Origin of the sequence: Streptomyces telluris, from assembly GCF_024519335.1 — a bacterium.
In the GTDB taxonomy this organism is placed as follows: Bacteria; Actinomycetota; Actinomycetes; order Streptomycetales; family Streptomycetaceae; genus Streptomyces; species Streptomyces telluris.
This window is the reverse complement of the sequence record NZ_JANIID010000001.1, coordinates 319,180-344,223: the sequence shown is the minus strand read 5'-3', so window position 1 is coordinate 344,223 and position 25,044 is coordinate 319,180. Positions and strand designations below refer to the sequence as shown.

The following is a 25,044-nucleotide window of genomic DNA, read 5'->3' as shown; positions in this document are numbered from 1 at the left end:
GGTGTCCCCCGGCTCCCGCTACGCGGCGGTGCCGGCCGGCAGGCCCTCCACGGTCTTCCAGAGGATGCCGGGGTTCTCGAAGTTCTCCATGGCCAGCGCGCCGTCGAGGAACCGCACGTCGTAGGTGCTCTCGAGGTTCCCGAGCAGTTCGACCACGCCCAGGGAGTCCAGCCCCAGGTCGCGCAGGGCGGTGCCGCTCTCCAGGGGCTCGTCCGGTGCCAGGAACGGCAGGAACTTGCGCAGAAGCTGTTCGAACTGGTCGTCCCACATGGTGGATCCCATCGTCGGAGGGTGCTCAGGCGGCGCCGGCGCGGCGCCGTGGTGTCATCGCCAGCCGCGGATTGGCCGCGATGACCTCGAAGTTGTCCGTCGTGCGGCCGACCCGGCCGAAGAGGCTGTCCGGGCCCGCGACGCAGATCCGCTCGACACCGGCCTCCTTGAGGGCGGTCACGACCGCCGGCCAGTCCAGCGGGCGGGTGAAGCTGTCCAGCAGCATCGTGCGGATGCCTTCGGCCGAGTGCAGGAGCGTGCCGTCCTGGTCGGCGACGACCGGCAGCTCCGGGTCGGCGAAGTCCAGGGTGGAGACCACTTCCCGCTCGGCCTTGGCGCGCAGTCCCGCGAAGGCGGCCGAGTGCATGGGCGGCCGCATCGTGTACAGCGACATCCCGCCGACGGCGCGCAGCCGCTCCTGCAGCCAGGAGACCCGGCCCTCGGCCAGCGAGAGCATGAAGAAGTCGTCGTCGATGTAGCAGGAGATGTCGTGCCACTCGCCCTGCTCGTCGAGCTCGGCGAGGATCTCGTCGAGCCGCTCGCGCGGCGTGCGCACGAAGGAGAGCGTGACGATGTCGCGGTGCTCGTGCCGGAAGTACTCGTCCATGCAGCGGGCGAGCCCGGCGGTCATCCGGATCGCCTCGGCCGCCGGCAGCGCCCCGGAGTAGGCGATGGCCGCCTTCTCGCCGAAGCTCGGCCCGGCACAGAATCCGGGCTCGATCCCCAGGTTCTGCCGCGCCCATTCGGCGGAGGCGAGACAGTTCACGAGGAAGGCGACCTGGGCCGCCTCGGAATAGTCCCCGTCGGCCTCGCGGAAGGCGTCGACCAGGGAGTAGCCGAGCACGTCGTCGGCGACGGCGACGAGTTCGCGGGCGAACGGGTTCACCACCATGAACCGGCCGACGTCGGTGAACGCGGACGGGCCCATGCCGGGAAAGACGACGGCGGTGCGGTGTGCCTCGGCGGCCATGAGTGCCACGTCCTCTCTACAGGTCTACAGGCTCTTCAGGAATCCGGTCAGCACCTCGGTGAACCGTTCCGGCTCCTCCAGGTGCGGCACGTGACTCGACTGCTCGAAGACCTCCCAGCGCACATCCGGAATGAGGTCGTGGAACGGCTGCATCGTCACCGCCGTCGCCTCGTCGTGACGGCCGTTGACGAGCAGGGTCGGCGCCTCGACGGCGTCCAGGCCGTCGATGACCGACCAGTCCTTCAGGGTGCCGGTCACGTGGAATTCGCTGGGCCCGTTCATCGTGTAGTACACGGTCGGGTCGTTGTAGATCTCCATGAAGGAGGAGAGGAAGTCCCGCGGCCACGGCAGGGTCCGGCACACGTGCCGGTCGTAGAAGACGCGCATCGCGGTGAAGTACTCGTCCGAGTCGGTCGTGCCGGCGGCCTCGTGGCGCCGCAGCGTCTCGTCCACCCCCGGCGGGAGCTGCGACCGCAGCACCTCCATCTCGGCGAGCCACAAGGGGTATGAGGCGGGCGCGTTGGCGATGACGAGGCCGCGCAGGCCGGAGGGCCGTGCCGAGGCGTGCCGGGCGGAGAGCAGCCCGCCCCACGACTGGCCGAACAGCACGTAGTCGTCGGCGATGCCGAGGCGCTCCAGCAGGTTGTCCAGCTCGGCCAGGAAGAGCTCGGGGGTCCAGAAGTCCGCGCCGCGGCCGGGCAGGTGCGTCGATCCGCCGTTGCCGAGCTGGTCGTAGTGGACGACCGGCCAGCCGGCGTCGGCGAGGGAGGTGAGACCCAGCAGGTAGTCGTGCGTGCTGCCCGGGCCGCCGTGCACGGCGACGACGGCGGGCCGGCCCGCACGGAGTTCACCGGTGATCCGGTACCAGGTCCGGTACTCCCCGAAAGGGACCGTTCCCTTTGCGCTGGGGTCCGAGGACACGGCAAGCACCTCACTCGACGTCGTGCAGGGGGTCGGGACCGACGCTAACCCGCTGCGGCGCCGCACCAGGACCCCTAACGGCCCCTAGCGGAGCAGGGGTTGCCGCCGGGGTGCGCCGGCGTCGCCGAACTGGGGCCGGTAGGGGGTGCTGCCCGCGCACCGGGGGTGTTTAGCGTGCGAACGGCGGCAGCCCGTTTCCCACGTGCCCGCCCGTACGACGTACCGAGTACGAAAGGGCATCATGAACCCACCTGCCGAGCAGCACCCCGCGTTCCCCATGGCCCGCCGGTGCCCCTTCGGCCCGCCGGAGGAGTACGCGAAGCTCCGCGCGAGCGAACCGGTCTCCCGGGCGACCCTCAAGGTCAACGGCAAGCCCGCCTGGCTGATCACCAAGCACGAGCACATCAAGAAGGTGCTCGGCGACTCCCGGGTGAGCGCCAACCTGAAACTGCCGGGCTACCCGCTGCAGGTCCCCGTACCGGAGGAGATGCTGCAGGCCGTCCCGCTGACGTTCCTGTCCATGGACCCGCCGGACCACACCGTCCAGCGCCGCATGCTGGCCCCCGAGTTCAGCGTCCGCCGGATGCGGGAGCTGCGGCCCCGGGTCCAGCAGATCGTGGACGAGCGCATCGACGCGATGCTCGCCGCCGGCGGCCCGGTGGACCTGATGACCGCGCTCGCACTGCCCGTGCCCTCCCTGGTGATCTGCGAGCTGCTCGGCGTCCCCTACGAGGACCACGCACGGTTCGAGACCTGGGCCGGGCAGATCATGAGCCGCGACATCGGCGAGGAGGAGCGCGGGCGGGCCCACTACGAGCTCGACCGGTACGTCGACGGCCTGGTCACCGCCAAGGAGAGCGAGCCGGGCGACGACATGATCAGCCGGCTGATCGGGAAGAACCGTGCGGAGCCGGCGGTCGGGCACGCGGACATCGTCAGCATGGCCCGGCTGATGCTCGTCACGGGCCACGAGACCACCGCCAACATGATCGCCCTCGGCACCCTGGCGCTGCTGGAGCATCCCGAGCAGCTCGCCGCGGTCACGGCCGACCCGGACCTGCTGCCCCGGGCCGTCGAGGAACTCCTGCGCTACTTCAGCATCTCCGACTCCGGCACCGCACGCGTGGCCCTGGAGGACATCGAGATCGGCGGCACGCTCATCCGCGCCGGCGAGGGCATCCTGCCGCTCAACAACGCGGCCAACCACGACGAGGACGTCTTCGCCGACCCCGACACGCTCGACATCCACCGCGAGGAGGCCCGCAGCCACCTCGCCTTCGGCTACGGCGTCCACCAGTGCATCGGGCAGAACCTCGCGCGCCTCGAACTCGACGTCGTCTACGGCACGCTCTTCCGGCGCGTCCCCGGCCTCCGCCTCGCCGCCTCCCCGGAGGACCTGCGCTTCAAGGACGACGCCATCGTGTTCGGCGTCTACGAGCTGCCGGTCACCTGGTAACCATCCGCACGACGTACCGAGTTCGAGAGGGCACCATGACGCACTCCGCCGACCCGGCGCGCCACCCGGCGTTCCCGATGAAGCGCACCTGTCCCTTCAGCCCGCCGGAGGAGTACGCGAAGCTCCGCGCGAGCGAACCGGTCTCCCGGGCGACCCTCAAGGTCAACGGCAAGCCCGCCTGGCTGGTCACCACCTACGAGCACGTCAGGCAGGTGCTCGGCGACCCGCGGGTGAGCTCGAACCTCAAGCTGCCGGGCTACCCGCACCAGTTCCACATCCCCGAGGAGATGCTCCGGTCGGTGCGGCTGATGCTGCTGTCGATGGATCCCCCGGACCACACCGCGCAGCGCCGCATGCTGATCCCCGAGTTCACCGCCCGGCGGGTCAAGGCCCTGCGCCCGCGGATCCAGGAGATCGTGGACGAGCGCGTCGACGCGATGCTCGCCGCGGGCGGCCCGGTGGACCTGGTGACCGCGCTCGCGCTGTCCGTGCCCTCCCTGGTGATCTGCGAGCTGCTCGGCGTCCCGTACGAGGACCACGCGCGGTTCGAGGAGTGGTCGGCGACGATGATGAACCACGACGCAGCACCCGAGGAGTACGGAGCGGCGGTCCAGGCCCTGGACGGCTATCTGGACGCGCTGGTCGCCGGCAAGGAGGAGCGGCCGGGCGACGACCTGATCAGCCGGTTCATCGAGAAGAACCGGGTGGAGCAGGTCGCCGACCACACCGACGTCGTGACGATGGCGCGGCTGATGCTCGTCGGCGGCCACGAGACCACGGCCAACATGATCGCCCTCGGTGTGCTGGCGCTGCTGGAGCACCCCGGGCAGCTGGACGCGGTCAAGGCCGACCCGGACCTGCTGCCGCGGGCCGTCGAGGAACTCCTGCGCTTCTTCAGCATCTCGGACTCGGGCGCCGCGCGCGTGGCCCTGGAGGACATCGAGGTCGGCGGCACCCTCATCCGCGCCGGCGAGGGCATCCTCCCCCTCAACAACTCCGCGGACCACGACGAGTCCGTCTTCCCCGACCCCGACACGCTGAACATCCACCGCGAGGAGGCCCGCAGCCACCTCGCCTTCGGCTACGGCATCCACCAGTGCATCGGAGCGAACCTCGCCCGCGTGGAGCTGGAGGTCGTCTACGGCACCCTGTTCCGGCGCATCCCCGGCCTGCGCCTGGCCGCGCCCCTGGAAGAGCTCAGGTTCAAGGACGACGCCATGGTCTACGGCGTCTACGAACTGCCCGTCACCTGGTGACCGGCTCCGGAGAGAGGTTCCCCGCCATGCGCGTCAGCGTGGAGACCCCGCGGTGCGTGGGGTCCGGTCAGTGCGCGATGCTCACCCCGGAGGTCTTCGACCAGGACGAGGACGGGATCGTCGTCCTCCTCCAGGAGGCGCCGCCGGAGGAGGTGTACGAGGACGTCCGCCAGGCGGCCATGACGTGCCCGGTCCAGGTCATCAGCCTCGACGAATAGCGGCGCATAGCATGGGGCTCATGAGTGCGCGTCTGATCGAGTTCCCCGAGCAAGGCCTTCCCGGCACCCTCGTCCGCTACACGGAGGGCGGGGGCGAGCCCGTGGAGGTGGAGCCGCGCGGCGCGGTGGCGCTGTCCTCCGGCTCCCGGCTCGTCTACGTGATCGACGCGGCGGATGCCGAGGCGGCCGACAAGGAGGCCCTCGCGGACGGCCTCGCCGGGCTGCCGTCCGACGCGTTCGTCGTCGCCGACCTGGGCGGCGCGACGGACGGCATGCTCCGGGCCGTCGCCGGGCAGCGGGCGGTCAGGACGCTCGTGCTGTCGGGCGACTTCACCGACGAGGGCGTCGCGGCGCTGGGGACCATGCCGGAACTGACCGACCTGGTGCTGGAGTCGCCCCGGTTCACCGGGACGGGGCTGGCCGCGCTCGCCGGGTCGGAGACGGCCGGCTCCCTCGACACCCTCGTCCTCAGCGGCACCACGGCGTTCGAGCCCCGCTCGCTGGCCGCCCTGGCGGAGGCGCCGCACCTGGCCTCCCTCGCCTTCGAGGGCCTCCCCGTCGACCACGCCCTCGCCGACGCCCTGATCGCGCTCACGCCGCACCTGGCCGAGGTGTCGGTGGCCGAGCGCCCCGGCCACGACCTCGCCCTCGACGTGCTGGAGCGGCTGCTGGCCGCCGGGCTCAGCGTCAACGGCATCGCCGCGCCGCCGGAGAACGCCGCCCTCTTCGCCCGCGCCGCCGCCGAGGCCGCCGACACCGGCGCCTTCGAGGACGAGGACGCCGAGGACTTCGAAGACGGGGAGGGCGAGGAGGACGAGGAGCCGCAGGAGCGCGGCGTACTGCGCGAGATCACCGACGAGGCCGAGCTGGACCGGCTGCTCGCCGGGCCCGTGCCCGTCCTGGTCCACCTCACCGCCCCGTGGTGCGGCCCGTGCTCCCTGCTCACCCCCGTCCTGGAGGACGTGGTCGAGGCCTGCGGCGACGCCCTGACCGGAGTGAAGATCGACGTGGACCGGGCCGGCTGGGCGCAGGAGCGGTTCGACGCGATGGGCGTGCCCACCGTGATCCTGGTGCGCGCGGGCAAGGAGAGCTTCCGCTTCAGCGGGGTCGCCTCCGCGGCGCAGCTCACCGGCTGGCTGGCCGCGGTGGGCGTCGCCGCCGGCTGAGCCGCGCCCGAAGGGGCGCGGGGAACTGCGCGACCGGCCACGGCGCGCCTGCAGATGACGCACCCGGCCGTCAGGCAAGCGCTCGGCTTCCCTGACGGCCGGTTCTCCCGCGGCCGCTTTCCCCCGCGGTCTGGGCGCAGGCCCCGCAGGCGCTGTAGCGTCCGTCCATGCCTGCCCGATCCGGTGTCGTCGCACCGCCGGGGTGGAGCCGCTGGCTGGTCCCGCCCGCCGCGCTGTCCATCCACCTGGCCATCGGCCAGGCCTACGCCTGGAGCGTGTTCAAACCGCCGCTGGAGTCCTCGCTGGGCCTGTCCGGCACGGCCTCGGCGCTGCCGTTCCAGGTGGCGATCGTGATGCTCGGCCTGTCGGCCGCGTTCGGCGGCACGCTCGTGGAGCGCAACGGCCCGCGCTGGGCGATGTCCGTGTCGGCCGTGTGCTTCTCGTCCGGCTTCCTGGTGGCCGCCCTGGGGGCGGCCACGCGCCAGTACTGGCTCGTCGTGGCGGGCTACGGCCTCATCGGCGGGACCGGGCTGGGCATCGGCTACATCTCGCCGGTCTCCACGCTCATCAAGTGGTTCCCCGACCGCCCGGGCATGGCCACCGGCATCGCCATCATGGGCTTCGGCGGCGGTGCCCTCATCGCCTCGCCGTGGTCGTCCGCGCTGCTGTCGCACTTCGGCACGGACTCCTCCGGCATCGCGCGGACGTTCCTGGTGATGGGCGTGGCGTACGCCGTGTTCATGACGCTCGGGGTGCTGCTCGTACGGGTGCCGCCCGATTCCCCGGGGCCGCCGGGAGGGGCGGGGGGCCGCGCGCCGTCCCGGGAGCTCGTCTCGAGCGGTCAGGTGTCGGCCCGCAACGCCCTGCGCACGCCGCAGTTCTGGTGCCTGTGGGTCGTCCTCTGCGCGAACGTCACGGCGGGCATCGGCATTCTGGAAAAGGCCGCCCCGATGATCACAGACTTCTTCGCGGACTCCTCCTCCCCCGTGGGCGCGGCCGCCGCCTCGGGATTCGTCGGTGTGCTCTCGCTCGCCAATATGCTCGGCCGGATCGTCTGGTCCTCCGCCTCCGACGTCGCCGGCCGCAAGAACGTCTACCGGCTCTATCTCGGCGCGGGCGCACTCATGTATCTCGTCCTCGCCCTGGCCGGCAGTTCGTCCAAGCCGCTGTTCATCGTCTGCGCCGGTGTGGTGCTGTCCTTCTACGGCGGCGGGTTCGCGACCGTGCCCGCGTACCTCAGGGACCTCTTCGGGACCTACCAGGTCGGTGCGATCCACGGCCGGCTGCTGACGGCGTGGTCCACGGCCGGGATCCTCGGGCCGCTCATCGTCAACTCCGTCGCCGACGCCGGGAAGTCCGCGGGCCGGACGGGGCCGGGCCTGTACACCACGTCCTTCCTGGTCATGATCGGGCTGCTGGCCGTGGGCTTCGCGGCCAACGAGCTCGTCCGGCCCGTGCACCCGCGCCACCACGAGCCGGCCGGCGGCGGGGGCCGGCCGCCGGCGGCCGCCGTACCGGAGAAGGGGGCGGGGCTGTGACACCCGTGCGCAAGGCGGTGCTCGTGCTGAGCTGGCTGTGGGTGGGGGCGCCCTTCGCCTACGGAGTGTACGAACTCGCCTCAAGGCTTCGGCAATTGTTCACCGGGTGAGCCGCCCGGAAAGCAGGAAATCCCCCGGCCGTATTGACGGACGGGGGATTTCTCTGCGTATATTGAATATTTCCCTGCCCTGCTGAATCCAGGGCAGGGGGAAGCCTTATGAAGTCATAGTACCCCGGCTGGAGCTGAATTGTCAATCGCGGACATGCGCAACGAGCAAGAATTCATCGATATGCTCCACGAACGCCTGGCCGAGCTGCGCGCCGGAGCCGAGTCGGCGGTGGCCCGGGCCCTGGCCCAGGGCGGCAGCACCTTCCAGGCCCGCCTGGAGCGCGATGTCATGGTGGCCGAGCAGTCCGGGCTCCTCTCCGCCTTCAACGCCGGCGAGCGGGGCCTGTGCTTCGGCCGGCTCGCCTTCCGGGACGGCCGCGACCACCACATCGGCCGCATCGGCATCCGGCGCGACGACGCCGAGCGCACCCCGCTCGTCATCGACTGGCGCGCCGAGGTCGCCCGCCCGTTCTACCTCGCCACCGGGCACACCCCCATGGGGCTGCGCCGCCGGCGGCACATCACCACCGAGGGCCGCCGCGTCACCGCCCTGCACGACGAGATCCTCGACCTCACCGACACCGAACGCACCGGGCACGAGGGCTCCGACGCCGACGCCGTGCTGCTCTCCGCCCTCGACGCGGCGCGCACCGGCCGGATGCACGACATCGTGCAGACCATCCAGGCCGAGCAGGACCGCATCATCCGCGCCCCGCACCGCGGCGTCCTCGTCGTCGAGGGCGGGCCCGGCACCGGCAAGACGGTCGTCGCCCTGCACCGCGCCGCCTTCCTGCTGTACGCCCACCGCGAGCAGCTGGCCCGGCGCGCCGTGCTCATCGTCGGCCCCAACCCCGCCTTCCTCGGCTACATCGGGGAGGTGCTGCCCTCGCTCGGCGAGACGGGCGTGCTGCTCGCCACCCCCGGCGAGCTCTTCCCCGGCGTGACCGCGACCGGCACCGACACGCCGCGGGCCGCCGAGGTCAAGGGCGGCGCGGCCATGGCCGGCGCCCTGGCCGCCTACGTCCGCGACCGGCAGACCCTGCCCGACCCGGCGACCGTCATCGACCACGAGGACGGCGAACTGCACCTGGACGCGGACATCGCCTCCGACGCGCGGCACCACGCGCGCGCCACGAACCTGCCGCACAACCTCGCCCGCCCCTACTTCGCCTTCCACGTCATCGACGCGCTCACCCGGCAGCTCGCCGACCGCATAGGCGCGGACCCCTTCGGCGGGCCGAACTTCCTGGGCCCCGACGACATCGCCCAGCTCGGCAAGGCCGTCGCCGCCAGCCCCGCGGTGCACGCGGCGATCGAGGAGCTGTGGCCCGCCCTCACCCCCCGGCAGCTGATCGCGGACTACCTCGCCGACCCCGTCCACCTCCCCGAGGCCGACGCCGCGGCCGTCCGGCGCGAAGGCGGCGCCTGGACCCCCGCCGACGTCCCGCTGCTGGACGAGGCCGCCGAGCTGCTCGGCGAGGACGACTCGGCCGCCCGCGCCGCCGCCGAGGCCGAGCGGCAGCGGCAGGTCGCCTACGCCCAGGGCGTGCTCGACATGTCCTACGGCTCCCGCACCCAGGAGTTCGAGGACCGGGAGGACGAGGACTCCGAAGTCCTGGCCGCGCACGACCTCGTCGACGCGGAACGGCTCGCCGAGCGGCACGAGGAGGAGGACCACCGCAGCGCCGCCGAGCGCGCCGCCGCCGACCGCACCTGGGCCTTCGGCCACATCATCGTGGACGAGGCGCAGGAGCTGTCCCCGATGGCCTGGCGGCTGCTGATGCGGCGCTGCCCCACCCGCTCGATGACCCTGGTCGGCGACCCCGCGCAGACGTCCGAGCCGGGCGGCTGCGGCGCGTGGCGCACGGTCCTCGAACCGTACGTCGGGGACCGCTGGGAGCACGTGCGGCTCGGCGTCAACTACCGGACGCCGGCCGAGGTCATGGAGGTCGCGGCGGGCGTCCTGCGCTCGGCGGACCCGTCCTTCGAGCCCCCGCGCTCGATCCGCTCCACGGACGAGCGCCCCTGGGCGCTGCGCACCGGCGACCTCCCGGGCGCGGTCGCCGAGGCCGTGGCGAAGGAGCTCCCGCAGGAGGGCCGCCTGGCGGTCATCGCACCGCGCCCGCACCACGCGGCACTCTCCGCGGCCCTCCCGGACGCCGCCCACGGCCCGGCACCGGACCTGACCCGCCCCGTGGTCCTCCTGGACCCGCGGCAGGCGAAGGGCCTGGAGTTCGACGCGGTCATCGTGGCGGAACCGGCGGAATTCGGCCTGAGCGACCTGTACGTGGCCCTGACCCGGGCGACGCAGCGACTCGGGATCGTGCACACGGGCCCGCTTCCGGAGGGCCTGGAGGGCGCCCTGCTCGCCGGCTGACGCGACGGGGGCGGCGGGACGTCGCCCCCTAGTGGCTTCCCGGTTCACGCACCGGAGGCGCCACGGGTGCACGGCGCCTCCGGCCTACGTGATCGGGGCCGGTCAGGCGCGCACGAGGCGCCATGCCCCCTGGCCGTTGCAGCCGCTGCTGTTGAGGTCGGTGGAGCGGTAGCCGGGCGGGACGGGTGAGCCCGAGCAGACCCATACGCCGTCACGGGGCAGTTGGTGGTACCAGGCGCCCTGGCCGCTGCAGCCGATGCGGTTGAGGTCGGTGTAGACGTACCCAGGCGCGAGGATTGCGCCCGAGCAGGCCCATATGCCGTCACGGACCCGTTCGTGACGCCACGCGCCCTGGCCGCTGCAGCCGATACGGTTGAGGTCGGTGTAGACGTACCCGACCGCGACGGTCGAGCCCGAGCAAGCCCATATACCGTCACGGACCCGTTCGTGACGCCACGCGCCCTGGCCGCTGCAGCCGATACGGTTGAGGTCGGTGTAAACGTATCCAGGCGCGACGGTCGAGCCCGAGCAGGCCCATATGCCGTCACGGACGGGCTCCTGGTACCAGGCGCCCAGGCCGTTGCAGCCGTTACGGTTGTAGTCGGTGGTGACGTACAGGGGCGGAACGGGCGTCCCGGGGCAGACCCACTCGCCTGCCGCGGCCTGCGACCCCCGTTCCGCAGCGGCGGCCGTGCCCGCCGTACCGGCGAGCATCGCGGTGGCGATCAGCGCGATCGCTCCGATCACCGCGGCGATTCTGTCTCTGGCGACCGCCACCCCCGTACGTCTTCTCCGCACCCCGCGGAAGGCGCCGGCCGGTTCACAGCCCTGCACCCGCCCTAACGCACCACGCCGCCTCGACTGCCGTTCCCCGATGCTCATGCATACCCCTCCCTGCAAGGACGGCGGCTCATGCCGCTGTCACGACGGGCAGAACGTAGCAACGGAATTGCACGCACGACCGGGGCAATGGCTGATTTGCGGGGAACAAAGGCTCAAGGCCACTTCTTGACAGTGTTCAGGCGCATGAACCATTACCAAGCGTGCGCCTTGAGAGGGCCCCGGCCGCGCCGATGGCGCACGGCGTCGGCATAGCCGCAGCCCTCATCGGCTACCGCCGACTCGCCGAATGAATCCGCCGCCGCGGGTGGCGAGGCGGAGGCTCTCCGGTGCTGCCGGCGCCGGGACCGACGCGGCACCGCACACCGAACCCCCGCCCCGCCGGACCTCAGACGCCCTCGGCGGGGGCCTCGTTCCAGGCCCCCGTGACCGCCGCGACGACCACCGAGCCGATGACGATCAGGCGGTGGGTCAGCGCGTCGAGCTGCTGGCGCTGGGCGGGCGGGAGGTGCCAGTCCTCCCACCACGTGACCTGTTCCTGGGTGCGCGGCGCGGGCGACTCCGCCGCCCACGCCTCGCGCAGGTGGCCGGCGAGCGGCGTCACGGCGCGGGCGTGCTCGGCGTAGGCGGAGATCAGGGCCGTCATGTGACTGGTCGGCAGGTGGGCGTACCACTGGTTGCGGACGTTCTCGGCGAGGGCCGCCACGTCCTCGAGCCACAGCACGTGCTGGGTGATCCACCCCTGCGGGTCGGTGCTGCGGGGCATGTCCGGCAGCAGGCGCGGCTCGACCGCGTCGCGGTGGGCGAGGAAGGCCCGGCCGAGGGCGAGCTCTTCCTCGTGGGGGATCCAGGCGCGCTCGCCCAGGGCGACCGCGGCGGCATCGACAGCATCAACGGGATGGGTCATTTGATCACTTTACGGGTCTGAACGGAGCACTCCGCACCCGCCCGCCCGGGGCGTACACGGCCTTCGGGTGGACGGGAGCGGCTGCGGGGCGACGGGCGCAAGCGAGTGTATGCGCCGGGCGCGCGCCCGTCCCACGGGGCATCATGGCCGCATGACGAGCCTCGGCCTCCCCGAGTCCATCCGCGCCTGTCTGTTCGACCTGGACGGGGTGCTCACCCGGACGGCGACCGTGCACGCGGCCGCCTGGAAGGAGATGTTCGACGCGTTCCTCAGAGCGCGCGACGGGGAGGGCTTCCGGCCGTTCGACGCGGTGGAGGACTACGACCGGTACGTGGACGGCATGCCCCGGGCCGACGGCGTGCGTTCGTTCCTCGCCTCGCGGGGTATCCGCCTGCCCGAAGGAGATCCGGACGACCCGCCGGAGCGGGACACCGTCCAGGGCCTCGGGACCAGGAAGAACGCGATCGTCCTCGAGAAGATCAAGGAGATGGGTGTGGAGGCCTTCGAGGGCTCGGTGCGCTACGTGCACGCCGCCCGCGCGGCCGGCCTGCGGCGGGCCGTCGTCTCCTCCAGCGCCAACTGCCACGACGTGCTCGTGGCGGCGGGCATCGCCGACCTGTTCGAGGTGCGGATCGACGGCGTGGTGGCCGCCGAGCGGAAGCTGCCCGGCAAGCCCCGCCCGGACACGTTCCTGGAGGCGGCGCGGGAGCTCGGGGTGTCCCCGGCCCAGGCGGCCGTCTACGAGGACGCGCTGGCGGGCATGGAGGCGGGCCGGGCGGGCGACTTCGGCTACGTCGTCGGCGTGGACCGCGTCGGCCAGGCCGAGGCCCTGCGCAGCCACGGCGCGGACGTGGTCGTCCAGGACCTGGAGCAACTGCTGGGAGAGGCGGGCGAGCACACGTGATCACCCATCCGGCCTACGCCGTCGAGCCGTGGTGCCTGCGCGAGACCGAGCTGAACCTGGAGGTGCTGCCGCAGAGCGAATCCGTCTTCGCCCTGGCCAACGGCCACATCGGCTGGCGCGGCAACCTGGACGAGGGCGAGCCGCACGGCCTGCCGGGCTCGTACCTGAACGGGGTCTACGAGCTGCGCCCGCTGCCGTACGCGGAGGCCGGGTACGGCTATCCGGAGTCGGGGCAGACGGTCATCGACGTCACCAACGGCAAGGTGGTCCGGCTGCTCGTCGACGACGAGCCCTTCGACCTGCGGTACGGGCGGCTCCTGCACCACGAGCGGGTGCTGGACTTCCGCACCGGCCTGCTGCACCGCACCGCGGAGTGGACGTCGCCCTCCGGCCGGACGGTGCGGGTGCGCTCGACGCGGCTGGTGTCCTTCACCCAGCGGGCGGTCGCGGCCGTCGCCTACGAGGTCGAGCCGGTCGACGGCGAGGCGCGCATCGTCCTGCAGTCGGAGCTGGTGGCCAACGAGCAGCTGCCCCGGGCGGGCGGCGACCCGCGGGTGGCGGCGGTGCTGGAGTCGCCGCTCGTCCCGGAGGAGCACGCGGCCGAGGAGGGGGTGCTGCGCCTGGTGCACCGCACCCAGCGCAGCGGGCTGCGGGTCGCGACGGCCGCCGTGCACGCCGTGGACGGCCCCGAGGAGACGAAGACGTACTCCAAGAGCAGCGCGGACCTCAGCCGGTACACCGTCACCACGGTGCTGCGGCCGGGGCAGCGGCTGCGGCTGGAGAAGACCGTCGCCTACGGCTGGTCGAGCACGCGCTCGCTGCCGGCGATGCGCGACCAGGTGGACGCGGCCCTGGCGGGCGCCACGAGCACCGGCTGGCGGCGGCTGTGCGCCGAGCAGGAGCAGTACCTGCAGGAGTTCTGGGAGCGGGCGGACGTCGAGGTCGACGGCGACGCCGAGATCCAGCAGGCCGTACGGTTCGCGCTGTTCCACGTGCTGCAGGCGGGGGCGCGCGCGGAGTGCCGGGCCATCGCCGCGAAGGGGCTGACGGGCCCCGGCTACGACGGCCACAGCTTCTGGGACACCGAGACCTTCGTCCTGCCGGTGCTCACGTGCACCGCACCCCTGGCGGCGGCGCAGCCGTTGCGGTGGCGCCACGCCACCCTGCCCGCCGCGCTCAACCGGGCCCGGCAGCTGGGGCTGAACGGCGCGGCGTTCCCCTGGCGGACCCTCAACGGCGACGAGTGCTCGGCCTACTGGCCGGCGGGCACGGCGGCGTTCCACGTCAACGCCGACATCGCGGACGCCGTGGTGCGCTACCAGCTGGCCACGGGCGACACCACATTCGAGCGGGAGGTCGGCCTGGAGCTGCTGGTCCACACGGCACGGCTGTGGCGTTCCCTGGGCCACCACGACCACCAGGGGCAGTTCCACATCGACGGGGTGACGGGCCCGGACGAGTACAGCGCCGTCGCCGACGACAACGTCTACACGAACCTGATGGCGCAGCAGAACCTGCGGGCCGCGGCGGACGCCTCCGAGCGCCACCCGGACCTCGCCGCGGGCTTCGGGGTGGACGACGAGGAGACGGCGGCCTGGCGGGACGCGGCGGCGCGGATGAACCTGCCGTACAACGAGGTGCTCGGCGTGCACGAGCAGTCCAACGGCTTCACGGGCCACCAGGTGTGGGACTTCGCCGGGACCGCTCCCGACCAGTACCCGCTGATGCTCAACTTCCCCTACTTCGACATCTACCGCAAACAAGTGATCAAGCAGGCGGACCTGGTCATGGCCATGTACCTGCGCGGGGACGCCTTCACCGACGAGCAGAAGGCCAGGAACTTCGCCTACTACGAGCCGCTGACGGTGCGCGACTCCTCGCTGTCCGCGTGCGTCCAGGCCGTCATGGCGGCCGAGGTGGGCCAGCTGCGGCTTGCGTACGACTACCTCGGCGAGGCCGCGATGATGGACCTGTCCGACCTGGAGAGCAACACGCGCGACGGCCTGCACATCGCCTCCCTCGCGGGCACGTGGATCGCCCTGGTCTCGGGCTTCGGCGGGCTGCGCCACTGCGACGGCTCGGTCGGCTTCTCCCCGCGGCTGCCCGAGCAGCTGGGCCGGCTGGCGTTCACGGTGCAGGTGCTGCAGCGCCGGCTGCGCGTCGAGATCACCGGGCGGACCGCGACGTACGAGCTGGTGGACGGCGACGCCCTGGAGGTCGAGCACTACGGGGAGGTGATGACGCTGAAGCAGGGCGCGGTGGTGACCCGGAAGGTGCCGGACGTCCCGGACACGCCCGCTCCGGCGCAGCCCGCGGGACGGCAGCCGGCGCACCGCGGGTGGGCGCCGGGGCGGCAGGAGAGCGGGGCGGCGGAGGTGTGAGCGCCCGGCTCGAACGCACCACTACCGGCCCCGCCCCCGCGTTCGGACAATGATCTGCATGTCTGATGACTGCGTGCCCGGCGCCCGTGTGCCCGACGTCCCCGCATCCGGTGCCCCGGCATCCGGTGCCCCCGCCTCCGGCGAGGAGGGCAACCCCCTGCGCCGGCTCTCCCTGGCCGAACTGCGGCGCCGTACGAGCGCGAAGTGGCGCACCTACCCGCCGGACGTCCTGCCGCTGTGGGTGGCCGAGATGGACGCGATGCCGGCCGGTGCGGTGACGCGGGCCCTGACCGCCGCGCTCGCCCTGGGCGACACGGGGTACCCCTGGGGGCCGGGGTACGCCGAGGCCTGGGACTCCTTCGCCAGGAAGCGCTGGGGCTGGGACGGCGTGGCGCCGGAGCGGACGGCGACCGTCGCGGACGTGATGCGCGGCTCGGTGGAGATGCTGAAGCTGGTGACCGGGCCGGGTGACGCGGTCGTCGTCAGCCCTCCCGTGTACCCGCCGTTCTACGGGTTCGTGGAGCACGAGGACCGGCGGGTGGTGGAGGCCCCGCTGGGCGAGGACGGCCGGCTGCGCGCGAGCGCCCTGGAGGCCGCGTTCCGGCGGGCGACCGCGGGCGGGCGGCGTGCCGCGTACCTGCTGTGCAACCCGCACAACCCGACCGGGACGGTGCACACCCGCGCCGAGCTGACGGCGGTGGCCGAGCTCGCGAACGCCTACGGGATACGCGTCGTCGCCGACGAGATCCACGCCCCGCTGGTGCTGCCCGGCGCGCAGTACGTGCCGTACCTGTCGGTGCCCGGCGCGGAGGACGCCTTCTGCCTGCTGTCCGCCTCCAAGGCCTGGAACCTGGCGGGCCTCAAGGCGGCCGTGGCCGTCGCGGGCCCGGCCGCCGCGGACGACCTGGCCCGGCTGCCGCAGATCGTCAGCCACGGTCCCAGTCACCTCGGGGTCGTGGCGCACACCGCGGCGCTGCGCGACGGCGGCGACTGGCTCGACGCCCTCCTGCCGGCGCTGGACGACAACCGGCGGCTGCTGGGCGAACTGCTGGAGCGGCACCTGCCGGAGATCCGGTACCTGCGCCCGGAAGGCACGTACCTGGCGTGGCTGGACTGCCGGGCGCTCGGGCTGGGCGACGACCCCGCGGCCGTCTTCCTGGAGCGCGGCCGGGTCGCGCTGAGCGGCGGCCTCCCCTTCGGCACCGGCGGGGCGGGCCACGTGCGGCTGAACTTCGCCGCCTCGCCCGAGGTGCTCACCGAGGCGGTGCGCCGGATGGCGGCGGCCGTGGGGCGGTGAGGCGCGGTCTCCGGGGCGGGTGCGCAACCGGGGCCGACGGAAGACGATCTTGACAACCTCGGTGTCGTAACTGAAATAGTTACACCGCCGGGCCCGGAGAACCACCGAGAACCGCCCGACGAACCGAGGAGGATGCGATGGCCGCGAACAGCAGGCTCACCGTGGCCGTCCACGTGCTGACCTGGATGGCGCTCGTGAAGGCCCGCGGCCGGGACGTGGTGACGTCGGATCAGATCGCCGGCAGCGTCAACACCAACCCGGTGGTCATCCGGCGGAGCCTGGGCGAGCTGCGCAAGGCCGGCCTGGTGGAGGCCCTGCACGGGGCCGGCGCCGGCTGGCGGCTGCTGCGCGAGGCGGACGCCATCACCCTGCTGGACGTCTACCGGGCGGTGGAGACCGAGCCGCTGTTCGCCCTCCACCGCGCGGAGCCCAACCAGAAGTGCCCGATCGGCGCGGGCATCCGGCCCGCCCTGGAAGAGGTCTACGGCGGGGCCGAGGCGGCCGTGCACGGCGCCCTCGGCAGCACCTCGATCGCCGACGTCCTGCGGGGCACGCTGGCCGGCCGGGCCGGCTGAGGGCCGGAGCGCCGGCCGCACACGAACGGAGCGGGGAGACCCCATGCGCGCGATCCAGTACGACAGCCACGGCGGCTACGACGAACTCCGGCTGGTCGACCTGCCGGTGCCCGAACCGGCGCCCGGGCAGGCCCTGGTCCGCATCACCTACGGCACGGTCAGCCCGCTGGACGACACCGTCCGGGCCGGGCGGATGTCACCGGAGCTGCACAAGCCGCTGCCGATCGTGCCCGGTGGAGCGGCCGTCGGCGTGGTGGCAGACCCGGGCACGTCGGGGCTGGCCGCGGGCGCCCGGGTGAGCGTCTCCGGGCAGGGCCGCGGCCTGAGCGTGGACGGCACCTGGCGCGAGTACGTCGCCGAGCACCCCGCCGGTCTGTCCCCCGTCCCCGACGGGGTGACGGACCGGCAGATGGCGGCGCTGCAGGCGGGCGCCGGACACGTCACCGCCTACCTCGCCCTGACCGAGCTGGCCCGGTTCCGCCCGGGATCGAGCGTGCTCGCCCCGGGCATCGGCGGGGCGGTGGGCATGGGGACCGCCCAGGTGGCCGCCGAGCTGGGAGCGTCGCTGGTGATCTCCACGGCCGGCAGCACCGCCAAGGCCGAACAGGCCCGCGCGGCCGGCTTCGCCCACGTCGTCGACCTCTCCCGCGAGAGCCTGCGCGAGGGCGTCGCCCGCCTGACCGGCGGCAAGGGCGTGGACGTCGTCGTCGACGGCGTCGCCGGGCCCCTGCTGGGCGACGCCCTCGCCTGCCTGTCCCGGGGCGGGGACTACGTCTCCGTGGGCTACGCCGGAGGCACGCGCGGCACCGTCGACGTGACGGACCTGATCTGGCGGACCGCGCGGGTCCACGGGTACATGTTCAACATGTTCGCGCCCGCGACGGCGGACGCGGCGCGGCGCACGGTGACCGGCTGGCTGGCCGAGGGCCGCTTCGACCCCGTCGTCGCCCGGGAGTTCCCCCTGGAGGAGGCCGCCCGGGCGCAGCGTCACCTCATCGAGGACCGGCCGTTCGGACGCGTCCTGCTGAAGGTCGCCGGAGACGGCCGGTAGGGCCGGGGGCGCGGCCCCTCACTCACGGACGACGTTCTCCGCCTGGGGCCCCTTGGGTCCCTGGGTGACGTTGTAGGAGACGCGGTCATTCTCCTGCAGTTCCTTGAAGCCGGTCCCCTCGATGGCCGAGAAGTGGACGAACACGTCGGGGCCGCCGTCGTCCTGCTCGATGAAGCCGAAGCCCTTGTCCGCGTTGAACCACTTCACCTTGCCTGTTGCCATGTGATTCCAGTCCTTCGTCCTTCTCGTACGGCGCGGCGGGCTCGACCCGCCGGCCGCGGCCGGTCACGGCCGGCCCGGTCCCTCACCTTTCCCCTCCCAACGGGCGGAGATGCCCTCCGTTTCCCTCTCTTCACCCCTTCGGAGGGAATGCCGCTCCTTCCCGCCTCCCGTCCGCGTTTGCCCCATTTGGCGGCACGGCCCGGGTATATTCGACGCCCGGGAGCGACGGGCGGCGACGGCCGGCGCTCCGGGTGTCCGTGACCGCAGCGGCGGAAAGGACCACGTGATCGGCTCGTACGCGTACGCATCACTGCCGGAAGCGACCGCGCGCCATCCCCTGGCCCCGGCGCGCGGCCTGTACAGCAGCGACTCCTGGCTGGAGCTGCTGCACGGGCACGGCCACCGTTACCGCTGGCTGCTGATGTGCGCGCGGGAGCGCGCCGCGGCCCTGACGCCCCTCACCGACGGCCCGGCGGTGCAGACCGCGCGCTACCACCCGGGCTTCCTCCTCCACGGGCGGCTCCCGGCCGAGCGCTGTGTCGTCGCCGGGCCCCGCACCGGCTACCTCAACGAACTGCGCTACGGGCCGGAGCGGCTGCCGGCCGACGAGGTGGCCGAGGGCCTGCTGGCCCCCGGAGAGGGGGGTTCCGCGCCCGAGGCCGCCCTCCTGCCGTACCTGCCGAGCGGGCCGGCCGCCGCCTTCGAGTCGGCGGGCCACCCGGCCGGCCTGATCGCCTGGGACGCCTGGCTCGACGTTCCGGGCACCGGCTTCGACGGCTATCTGGCCGGGCTGGAGAAGGCCCACCGCCATCAGGTGAAGGACGACCTGCGGCGGTACACCATGGCGGGCGTCGCCTTCTCCGCCCGCCCGCTGACCGGACCCGACGACGACACGGGCGACCTGCTGGCGCTGCACGAGCGCATGTACGGCTCCGCCTACGACCGGCCCGGCTCGCGCTTCTCCCGCTACCTGGCCCGCTGCGCCGAGCTCCCCGGCGCCTACGTCGTCCGGGCCCGGCTCGCGGGCCGCACGGTCGGCTGCCACCTGGTCTTCCACTACCGCGACGTGCTGTGGGTGCGGCTGATCGGCGTCGACGAGTCCCGCCCCGGGACGCGCGGCTGCTATTTCGGCCTGATGTTCTACGAACCGCTCCGGCTCGCCCACGAGCTGGGGGCCCGCGCCGTCCACCTCGGCATCGGCACGTCCCGGGCCAAGTCGCGGCGCGGCGCGCGGCTGGAGCCCCTGTGGACGGTGGCCGTCACCACCGGCGGCCGGGCGCGCGACCGGGCGCGGGAGGGGCTCGCCGCACGGGCGCTGGACCTGCCGGACCCCGCACCCGAGGGGGACGGCCCCGCGCCGGACTCGCCGTCCGCGTGGGTCCGGCCGTCGTGGGCGGGGTGACGGCGGCCGCCGGCGGCGCGGCGCGCACCGCGGATGCGGACGGCGGTATTCGGTGGCGGAGGCGAGGCCCCTCGTCGTAGCGTCGCGGGATGGCCGAACTCGTTGATCTGTCGGAGCTGAGCGTCCGGCACGGCGGGGCCCCCGGGCTCCATGGCTATCTGGCGCGGCCCCCGGGGAAGGAACCCCGGCCGGGCGTGGTCGTCCTCTTCGAGGCGGTGGGCGCCGACGCGGTCAACCGCCGGCTCAACGAGCGGATGGCCGAGGCGGGTTACCTGGCGCTGATGCCCGATCTCTACCGCGGCCGCTCCCCCTACCGCTGCCTGGTGCCGGCGATGCGCTCGCTGATGTCCGGCCGGGGCCCGGTGTACGGGGACATCGAGGCCGCCCGGCAGCGGCTGCTGGCCGACCCCGGCTGTACGGGCAAGGTCGGGGTCATCGGGTTCTGCATGGGCGGCGGTTTCGCGCTCGTCCTGGCGGGCCGGGGCGGGTACGACGCCGCCTCGTCCAACTACGGGCGTCCGCCGGACGATGTGGAAGGGGCGATGCGGGGCGCGTGCCCGGTGATCGCCAGTTACGGTGCGAAGGACCGGGCCTTCCGGGGTTACGCGGACCCGCTGCGGGAGGCGCTGGAGCGTGCGGGCGTCCCGCACGACGTCAAGGTCTATCCGGACGCCGGGCACTCGTTCTTCAACCACGCCGACAACGTGCCGTTGCTGATGCGGCCGGTGATGCGCGCGGTGATGGGCATCGGCCCGGAGCCGGCGGCGGCCGCGGACGGCTGGCGGCGCATCGAGGCGTTCTTCGCGGAGCACCTGGCCGCGGACTGACCGGCGGCGGAGGACAAGCCTGCGGACCGGCGGGCGGCCGAGGGGCGGGTGCCCGCCCGGGCCCGGCCAGGGCGCGCTCCTGGCCGGGCCGGACCTACGGCTTCGTGCAGCGAGGGTCCGGCGTGGCTCAGTGCCCGGCGCCGGCTGCCTTCCCGAGGGTCCCCGACGTGTTGCAGGCGATGTCGGTGCCGACCGAGTTGACGCCGTCCTTCTTGGCCTGGCCGCCCTGGTACTCGTAGTACAGGTAGGTGTAGAACTCGATGCGGCGGCTCGGGCCGCAGGCCGAGTCCGCGGCGACGTTGTAGGTCAGGGTCACGGTGCGGCTGGCGCCGGGGAGGATCGGCACGGCGTAGTTCATCGAGCCGCTCTGCTTGCCCGTGACGTTGCAGCTGGTCACGTCGCCGGTGCAGGAGGCGAACGCGTACTTCAGCGCGGGGTCCTGCGACGTGCTCCACGTCGGCTGTATGGACTGGTACACGAACTGGGTGTTCGTGGACTGGTCGTTGGTGAACTTGAGCGTGATGCTCACCGTGGACCCGGGCGTCGCGGACGCCTTGTCGACGGTGACGGTCATCGGCGGGGTGTCGGCGGCGGAGGCTGGCTGGGCCATGCCCAGCAGGGCGACGACGGAGGCGAGGGTGGCGGACAGCCCGAGGCGTCCGAACAGTGATCTGCGCATGGCCCGGGAGAGTAGACAGGCACGTCGCGTCCTGACTGCACCGCAGGTACAGGACCGGCCACGTGCGAAAAGGCCGCTGGGGCCTACGGAGCAGGTGTGAGCTGGGAGGCGCTGGTTCCGCAGGTGCAGTAGTTGTCCTGGAAGTGCTGTCGGGACGGGTGTGACGGGGGTGTTCGAATGGCCGACGTGCGGCGCCGGAAGGCCCTCTCCCGGCCGGACCGGACTTGCCGGGGGCACGCGCCCGGGGCACGGCCCCTGAGGGCCCCGCGGGGAGGCCGTGATCCAGCACTTACGATGCTGAATCATGGAACTCAGACACCTCGAACACTTCGTCGCCGTCGCCGAGGAGCAGCACTTCACGCACGCGGCGGAGCGGCTGCGGGTGGCGCAGTCGGGGGTGTCGGCCTCGGTGCGGGCCCTGGAACGGGAGTTGGGCGCCGAGCTGTTCCTGCGCACGACGCGGCGCGTGGGGCTGACGGACGCCGGACGGGCGCTGCTGGTGGAGGCGCGGCGGACGCTGGCGTGCGCGGCCGCGGCCCGGGAGGCCGTCGCCGCGGTGCAGGGGCTGATGGGCGGCACGCTCTCGGTGGGGACCGAGCAGTGCATGGGCACGGTGGACGCGGCCGCGCTGCTGGCCTCCTTCCACGCGCTGCACCCGCAGGTGGAGGTGCACATGGAGCAGGCGGGTTCGGGCCGGCTGCTGGAGCAGTTGCGGCGCGGCGAGCTCGACGTGGCGTTCGTCGTGCACGACGGCTTCCACGAGGGGGTGCGGCTGCGGCCGGTCGCGGAGGAGCCCCTGATGCTGCTGTGCCGGGCGGACCACCCGCTGGCCGGCCTCAGCGGGCCGGTGCCCCTGGCGCGGCTGGCCGGCGAGGTGTTCGTGGACCTCCACCCGGACTGGGGCGCCCGCCGGGCCGCGGATCTCGCGTTCGCCGACGCGGGCGTGGCCCGGAAGGTCGCGCTGCAGGTCAACGACGTCTATACGCTGCTCGACCTCGTCTCGCGCGGCCTGGGCGCGGCGGTCGTGCCGCGCCCGGTGACGGTCAAGGAGCAGGCGCGCGGGCTCAGTGCGGTGCCGCTGGAGGGGCCGACGCTGTGGAAGGTGGCCGTGGCCGTGCCGGCGGCGGGCAAGCCGACCGCGGCCGCCCGTGCGCTGCTGGCCATGACCGATCAGGAGAACTGCTGACTGATCAGGAGTACTGCTGAATGTGATCGGTCAGGGATGTTGGACACGGTCCGGTTTCCCGCGCAGAGTGGGGGGCGGTCCGACCACAAGATCCGACCACCGAGAAAGGCAGCACCCCCATGGCGCAAGAAGTACGCGGTGTCATCGCACGAGGCAAGGGCGATCCCGTGCGGGTCGAGACGATCTTCGTCCCGGACCCGGGACCGGGCGAGGCCGTCGTGAAGATCCAGGCGTGCGGGGTCTGCCACACCGACCTGCACTACCGGGAAGGCGGGATCAACGACGAATTCCCGTTCCTCCTCGGCCACGAGGCCGCCGGTGTGGTCGAGTCGGTCGGTGACGGAGTGACCGAAGTGGCGCCGGGCGACTTCGTGATCCTCAACTGGCGCGCGGTCTGCGGCCAGTGCCGGGCGTGTCTGCGCGGCCGCCCCTGGTACTGCTTCAACACGCACAACGCGAAGCAGAAGATGACGCTGACGGACGGCACGGAGCTCTCCCCCGCGCTGGGCATCGGGGCCTTCGCGGAGAAGACGCTGGTGGCCGCCGGGCAGTGCACCAAGGTCGACCCCGCCGCGGCGCCCGCGGCCGCCGGCCTGCTGGGCTGCGGCGTGATGGCCGGCCTGGGCGCGGCGATCAACACCGGTCAGGTGGGCCGGGGCGACACGGTCGCGGTCATCGGCTGCGGCGGCGTGGGCAACGCGGCGGTCGCCGGGGCCCGGCTGGCCGGCGCCGCGAAGATCATCGCGGTGGACCTCTCCGACGCCAAGCTGGAGCAGGCCAAGGCCCTGGGCGCCACCCACACCGTCAACTCCTCCTCCACGGACGCCGTCGAGGCGATCCGCTCGCTGACCGGGGGCTTCGGCGCCGACGTCGTCATCGACGCGGTCGGCCGCCCGGAGACGTACCGCCAGGCCTTCTACGCGCGTGACCTGGCCGGCACCGTGGTGCTGGTGGGCGTGCCCACGCCGGAGATGAAGCTGGAGCTGCCGCTGCTGGACGTCTTCGGGCGCGGCGGTGCGCTGAAGTCCTCGTGGTACGGCGACTGCCTGCCCTCCCGGGACTTCCCCATGCTGATCGACCTCTACCTGCAGGGCCGTCTCGACCTCGACGCGTTCGTCAGCGAGACGATCGCTCTGGACGGGGTGGAGGAGGCGTTCCACCGGATGGAGAAGGGCGAGGTGCTGCGCTCGGTGGTGCTGCTGTGAGCGCGGCGGAGACGGCACCGGACGGCGGGAAGGCCCGCGTCGAACGCATCGTCACCTCCGGCGTGTTCGCCCTGGACGGCGGCGTCTGGGCGGTCGACAACAACGTCTGGATCGTGGGCGACGACCGGGAGGCCGTCGTCATCGACGCGGCCCACGACGCCGAGGCGATCGCGAGGGCGGTCGGCGACCGCCGGCTCGTCGCGATCCTGTGCACCCACGCGCACAACGACCACATCGACGCGGCGCCGGAGCTCGCGGCGCGCACGGGCGCTCCGGTCCTGCTCCACCCGGACGACCGGATGCTGTGGGACCGGACGCACCCGGACACCGCGCCCGACGGGGACCTGACGGACGGCCGGGTGCTGTCCGTGGCGGGCGTCGAGCTGACGGTGCTGCACACCCCCGGCCACAGCCCCGGCGGCGTCTGCCTGTACGCGCCGGCGCTGGGCACGGTCTTCACCGGCGACACCCTCTTCCACGGCGGGCCGGGCGCGACGGGCCGGTCCTTCTCGGACTTCCCCACCATCATCGACTCGATCCGCAAGCGGCTGCTGTCGCTGCCGCCGGACACGGTGGTGCGCACGGGCCACGGGGAGAGCACGACGGTCGACGGCGAGGCCCCGGCGCTGCCGGAGTGGATCGCGCGCGGACACTGACACGGCCACCGGGCCGCCGGGCCGGTCTGCGTACCGGTCCTGGGGCAAGTCCTAGGACCGGTCCGCGCGCCGATCCTCAGGCCGGTGAGCGGGCCGGTCTCCCGGAGTAGGTCCGAAGCCCGATGACATCGCGCAGGGCGGACGATTACGGTCGATCCCGGGCATCGGGGCGCCTTCACCATCCGGGTGGAGTGCGGCCGGTGTCCGGGAGATGCCTGTGGAGGCATTGCATCGTGTCAGTCGAGTTGAATCACACCATCGTTCACTCCCGGGACAAGCGGGAGTCCGCCGCGTTCCTCGCGAACATCCTGGGCCTCGAGGTCGGGCCCGACATGGGCCCCTTCGCTCCCGTGGTCACGGGCAACGGCGTCACGCTGGACTTCATCACCAGCGACCGGCCGGAGATCGTCCCGCAGCACTACGCGTTCCTGGTGCCGGAGGAGTCCTTCGACGGCATCTTCGGGCGGATCAAGGAAGCCGGCCTGCCGTACTGGGCCGACCCGTACCGCACCCGGCCGAACGAGATCAATCACCACGACGGCGGGCGGGGCGTCTACTTCCCCGACCCCTCCGGTCACTACCTGGAAGTGCTCACCCGCCCGTACGGCAGCGGCTCGTAGCACCGGACGA

General features: G+C 72.9%; 25 protein-coding genes. 18 read left to right on the top strand and 7 right to left on the bottom strand.

Annotated features, from left to right (window positions below; genetic code table 11):
- Positions 1-18: 18 nt before the first annotated feature.
- The 3 genes from NQU55_RS01510 to NQU55_RS01500 are packed head-to-tail and all read right to left on the bottom strand — an operon-like array spanning position 19 to position 2,161.
- On the bottom strand, positions 19-270 hold the full coding sequence (locus NQU55_RS01510; RefSeq protein ID WP_168091478.1) for an acyl carrier protein: 252 nt from the start codon (positions 268-270) through the stop codon (positions 19-21).
- A 25-nt stretch (positions 271-295) separates the two neighbouring features.
- Positions 296-1,240 (bottom strand): ACP S-malonyltransferase, encoded by a 945-nt coding sequence (locus NQU55_RS01505; protein WP_168091474.1) that lies wholly within the window; start codon positions 1,238-1,240, stop codon positions 296-298.
- A 24-nt stretch (positions 1,241-1,264) separates the two neighbouring features.
- A complete protein-coding gene (locus tag NQU55_RS01500; protein WP_168091475.1) occupies positions 1,265-2,161 on the bottom strand; it encodes a proline iminopeptidase-family hydrolase in 897 nt (298 codons plus the stop codon).
- Between the two features lie 241 nt (positions 2,162-2,402).
- On the opposite strand from NQU55_RS01500, the gene NQU55_RS01495 reads away from it, so the two are divergent.
- The 7 genes from NQU55_RS01495 to NQU55_RS01470 all read left to right on the top strand — a co-directional run bounded on the left by NQU55_RS01495 (position 2,403) and on the right by NQU55_RS01470 (position 10,282).
- Positions 2,403-3,617 carry a cytochrome P450 gene (locus tag NQU55_RS01495; RefSeq protein WP_168091476.1) on the top strand — a complete coding sequence of 405 codons (1,215 nt, stop codon included), beginning with the start codon at positions 2,403-2,405 and terminating at the stop codon, positions 3,615-3,617.
- Between the two features lie 35 nt (positions 3,618-3,652).
- On the top strand, positions 3,653-4,873 hold the full coding sequence (locus NQU55_RS01490) for a cytochrome P450 (protein ID WP_256789467.1): 1,221 nt from the start codon (positions 3,653-3,655) through the stop codon (positions 4,871-4,873).
- Between the two features lie 26 nt (positions 4,874-4,899).
- A complete protein-coding gene (locus NQU55_RS01485) occupies positions 4,900-5,091 on the top strand; it encodes a ferredoxin (RefSeq protein ID WP_256789465.1) in 192 nt (63 codons plus the stop codon).
- Positions 5,092-5,111: 20 nt separating this feature from the next.
- Positions 5,112-6,257 carry a thioredoxin family protein gene (locus NQU55_RS01480; protein WP_168096347.1) on the top strand — a complete coding sequence of 382 codons (1,146 nt, stop codon included), beginning with the start codon at positions 5,112-5,114 and terminating at the stop codon, positions 6,255-6,257.
- A gap of 167 nt (positions 6,258-6,424) precedes the next feature.
- Positions 6,425-7,795: an OFA family MFS transporter gene (locus tag NQU55_RS01475; RefSeq protein WP_168096348.1), complete on the top strand. Its 1,371-nt coding sequence runs from the start codon at positions 6,425-6,427 to the stop codon at positions 7,793-7,795.
- The gene (locus tag NQU55_RS37255; protein ID WP_420823907.1) at positions 7,792-7,905 is read left to right on the top strand and encodes an MFS transporter small subunit; all 114 of its coding nucleotides are present in this window, start codon (positions 7,792-7,794) and stop codon (positions 7,903-7,905) included. Before NQU55_RS01475 ends, NQU55_RS37255 begins: the two co-directional genes overlap by 4 nt.
- Positions 7,906-8,059: 154 nt before the next feature.
- Complete coding sequence (locus NQU55_RS01470) at positions 8,060-10,282, top strand: HelD family protein (protein ID WP_256789463.1); 2,223 nt, start codon at positions 8,060-8,062, stop codon at positions 10,280-10,282.
- 102 nt (positions 10,283-10,384) lie between these two features.
- Here NQU55_RS01470 and NQU55_RS01465 read toward each other — a convergent pair whose 3' ends face one another.
- Both NQU55_RS01465 and NQU55_RS01460 read right to left on the bottom strand, forming a co-directional pair.
- Positions 10,385-11,029: a hypothetical protein gene (locus NQU55_RS01465; RefSeq protein WP_256789461.1), complete on the bottom strand. Its 645-nt coding sequence runs from the start codon at positions 11,027-11,029 to the stop codon at positions 10,385-10,387.
- A gap of 481 nt (positions 11,030-11,510) precedes the next feature.
- A complete protein-coding gene (locus NQU55_RS01460; RefSeq protein WP_168096301.1) occupies positions 11,511-12,029 on the bottom strand; it encodes a hypothetical protein in 519 nt (172 codons plus the stop codon).
- A gap of 151 nt (positions 12,030-12,180) precedes the next feature.
- On the opposite strand from NQU55_RS01460, the gene NQU55_RS01455 reads away from it, so the two are divergent.
- From NQU55_RS01455 to NQU55_RS01435, 5 genes are all read left to right on the top strand, one after another.
- Entirely contained in the window at positions 12,181-12,933 is a 753-nt protein-coding gene (locus NQU55_RS01455; protein ID WP_168096300.1) for an HAD family hydrolase, read from the top strand.
- Entirely contained in the window at positions 12,930-15,314 is a 2,385-nt protein-coding gene (locus NQU55_RS01450; protein WP_256789460.1) for a glycoside hydrolase family 65 protein, read from the top strand. Before NQU55_RS01455 ends, NQU55_RS01450 begins: the two co-directional genes overlap by 4 nt.
- Before the next feature lie 58 nt (positions 15,315-15,372).
- Positions 15,373-16,611: a MalY/PatB family protein gene (locus NQU55_RS01445; protein WP_206330171.1), complete on the top strand. Its 1,239-nt coding sequence runs from the start codon at positions 15,373-15,375 to the stop codon at positions 16,609-16,611.
- A gap of 137 nt (positions 16,612-16,748) precedes the next feature.
- Positions 16,749-17,186: an Rrf2 family transcriptional regulator gene (locus NQU55_RS01440; protein WP_168096579.1), complete on the top strand. Its 438-nt coding sequence runs from the start codon at positions 16,749-16,751 to the stop codon at positions 17,184-17,186.
- A gap of 43 nt (positions 17,187-17,229) precedes the next feature.
- A complete protein-coding gene (locus NQU55_RS01435; RefSeq protein WP_168096580.1) occupies positions 17,230-18,237 on the top strand; it encodes a quinone oxidoreductase family protein in 1,008 nt (335 codons plus the stop codon).
- Between the two features lie 18 nt (positions 18,238-18,255).
- Here NQU55_RS01435 and NQU55_RS01430 read toward each other — a convergent pair whose 3' ends face one another.
- Positions 18,256-18,459, bottom strand: coding sequence for a cold-shock protein (locus NQU55_RS01430; RefSeq protein WP_256789458.1), 204 nt, complete (start codon positions 18,457-18,459; stop codon positions 18,256-18,258).
- Positions 18,460-18,742: 283 nt separating this feature from the next.
- On the opposite strand from NQU55_RS01430, the gene NQU55_RS01425 reads away from it, so the two are divergent.
- Both NQU55_RS01425 and NQU55_RS01420 read left to right on the top strand, forming a co-directional pair.
- Positions 18,743-19,861 carry a GNAT family N-acetyltransferase gene (locus NQU55_RS01425; protein WP_256789456.1) on the top strand — a complete coding sequence of 373 codons (1,119 nt, stop codon included), beginning with the start codon at positions 18,743-18,745 and terminating at the stop codon, positions 19,859-19,861.
- 89 nt (positions 19,862-19,950) lie between these two features.
- The gene (locus NQU55_RS01420; RefSeq protein ID WP_168096793.1) at positions 19,951-20,688 is read left to right on the top strand and encodes a dienelactone hydrolase family protein; all 738 of its coding nucleotides are present in this window, start codon (positions 19,951-19,953) and stop codon (positions 20,686-20,688) included.
- 127 nt (positions 20,689-20,815) lie between these two features.
- Here NQU55_RS01420 and NQU55_RS01415 read toward each other — a convergent pair whose 3' ends face one another.
- Positions 20,816-21,367, bottom strand: coding sequence for a cupredoxin domain-containing protein (locus NQU55_RS01415; RefSeq protein WP_168096794.1), 552 nt, complete (start codon positions 21,365-21,367; stop codon positions 20,816-20,818).
- A 304-nt stretch (positions 21,368-21,671) separates the two neighbouring features.
- Between NQU55_RS01415 and NQU55_RS01410 the strand changes: the two genes are divergently transcribed.
- From NQU55_RS01410 to NQU55_RS01395, 4 genes are all read left to right on the top strand, one after another.
- Positions 21,672-22,553, top strand: coding sequence for a LysR family transcriptional regulator (locus NQU55_RS01410; RefSeq protein ID WP_168097066.1), 882 nt, complete (start codon positions 21,672-21,674; stop codon positions 22,551-22,553).
- A gap of 119 nt (positions 22,554-22,672) precedes the next feature.
- Positions 22,673-23,758, top strand: a complete 1,086-nt coding sequence (locus tag NQU55_RS01405; RefSeq protein WP_256789452.1) for an S-(hydroxymethyl)mycothiol dehydrogenase — start codon at positions 22,673-22,675, stop codon at positions 23,756-23,758.
- The gene (locus tag NQU55_RS01400; protein WP_168094196.1) at positions 23,755-24,414 is read left to right on the top strand and encodes an MBL fold metallo-hydrolase; all 660 of its coding nucleotides are present in this window, start codon (positions 23,755-23,757) and stop codon (positions 24,412-24,414) included. Before NQU55_RS01405 ends, NQU55_RS01400 begins: the two co-directional genes overlap by 4 nt.
- A gap of 233 nt (positions 24,415-24,647) precedes the next feature.
- Entirely contained in the window at positions 24,648-25,034 is a 387-nt protein-coding gene (locus NQU55_RS01395; protein WP_168094195.1) for a VOC family protein, read from the top strand.
- Positions 25,035-25,044: the final 10 nt, after the last annotated feature.

What these genes read in the sequence shown, in the direction of transcription:
- NQU55_RS01510 (WP_168091478.1), bottom strand. Translation starts at nt 270, where the DNA reads ATGTGGGACGACCAGTTCGAACAGCTTCTGCGCAAGTTCCTGCCGTTC.
- NQU55_RS01505 (WP_168091474.1), bottom strand. Translation starts at nt 1,240, where the DNA reads ATGGCCGCCGAGGCACACCGCACCGCCGTCGTCTTTCCCGGCATGGGC.
- NQU55_RS01495 (WP_168091476.1), top strand. Translation starts at nt 2,403, where the DNA reads ATGAACCCACCTGCCGAGCAGCACCCCGCGTTCCCCATGGCCCGCCGG.
- NQU55_RS01490 (WP_256789467.1), top strand. Translation starts at nt 3,653, where the DNA reads ATGACGCACTCCGCCGACCCGGCGCGCCACCCGGCGTTCCCGATGAAG.
- NQU55_RS01485 (WP_256789465.1), top strand. Translation starts at nt 4,900, where the DNA reads ATGCGCGTCAGCGTGGAGACCCCGCGGTGCGTGGGGTCCGGTCAGTGC.
- NQU55_RS01480 (WP_168096347.1), top strand. Translation starts at nt 5,112, where the DNA reads ATGAGTGCGCGTCTGATCGAGTTCCCCGAGCAAGGCCTTCCCGGCACC.
- NQU55_RS01475 (WP_168096348.1), top strand. Translation starts at nt 6,425, where the DNA reads ATGCCTGCCCGATCCGGTGTCGTCGCACCGCCGGGGTGGAGCCGCTGG.
- NQU55_RS01470 (WP_256789463.1), top strand. Translation starts at nt 8,060, where the DNA reads ATGCGCAACGAGCAAGAATTCATCGATATGCTCCACGAACGCCTGGCC.
- NQU55_RS01460 (WP_168096301.1), bottom strand. Translation starts at nt 12,029, where the DNA reads ATGACCCATCCCGTTGATGCTGTCGATGCCGCCGCGGTCGCCCTGGGC.
- NQU55_RS01455 (WP_168096300.1), top strand. Translation starts at nt 12,181, where the DNA reads ATGACGAGCCTCGGCCTCCCCGAGTCCATCCGCGCCTGTCTGTTCGAC.
- NQU55_RS01445 (WP_206330171.1), top strand. Translation starts at nt 15,373, where the DNA reads ATGTCTGATGACTGCGTGCCCGGCGCCCGTGTGCCCGACGTCCCCGCA.
- NQU55_RS01440 (WP_168096579.1), top strand. Translation starts at nt 16,749, where the DNA reads ATGGCCGCGAACAGCAGGCTCACCGTGGCCGTCCACGTGCTGACCTGG.
- NQU55_RS01435 (WP_168096580.1), top strand. Translation starts at nt 17,230, where the DNA reads ATGCGCGCGATCCAGTACGACAGCCACGGCGGCTACGACGAACTCCGG.
- NQU55_RS01430 (WP_256789458.1), bottom strand. Translation starts at nt 18,459, where the DNA reads ATGGCAACAGGCAAGGTGAAGTGGTTCAACGCGGACAAGGGCTTCGGC.
- NQU55_RS01420 (WP_168096793.1), top strand. Translation starts at nt 19,951, where the DNA reads ATGGCCGAACTCGTTGATCTGTCGGAGCTGAGCGTCCGGCACGGCGGG.
- NQU55_RS01415 (WP_168096794.1), bottom strand. Translation starts at nt 21,367, where the DNA reads ATGCGCAGATCACTGTTCGGACGCCTCGGGCTGTCCGCCACCCTCGCC.
- NQU55_RS01410 (WP_168097066.1), top strand. Translation starts at nt 21,672, where the DNA reads ATGGAACTCAGACACCTCGAACACTTCGTCGCCGTCGCCGAGGAGCAG.
- NQU55_RS01405 (WP_256789452.1), top strand. Translation starts at nt 22,673, where the DNA reads ATGGCGCAAGAAGTACGCGGTGTCATCGCACGAGGCAAGGGCGATCCC.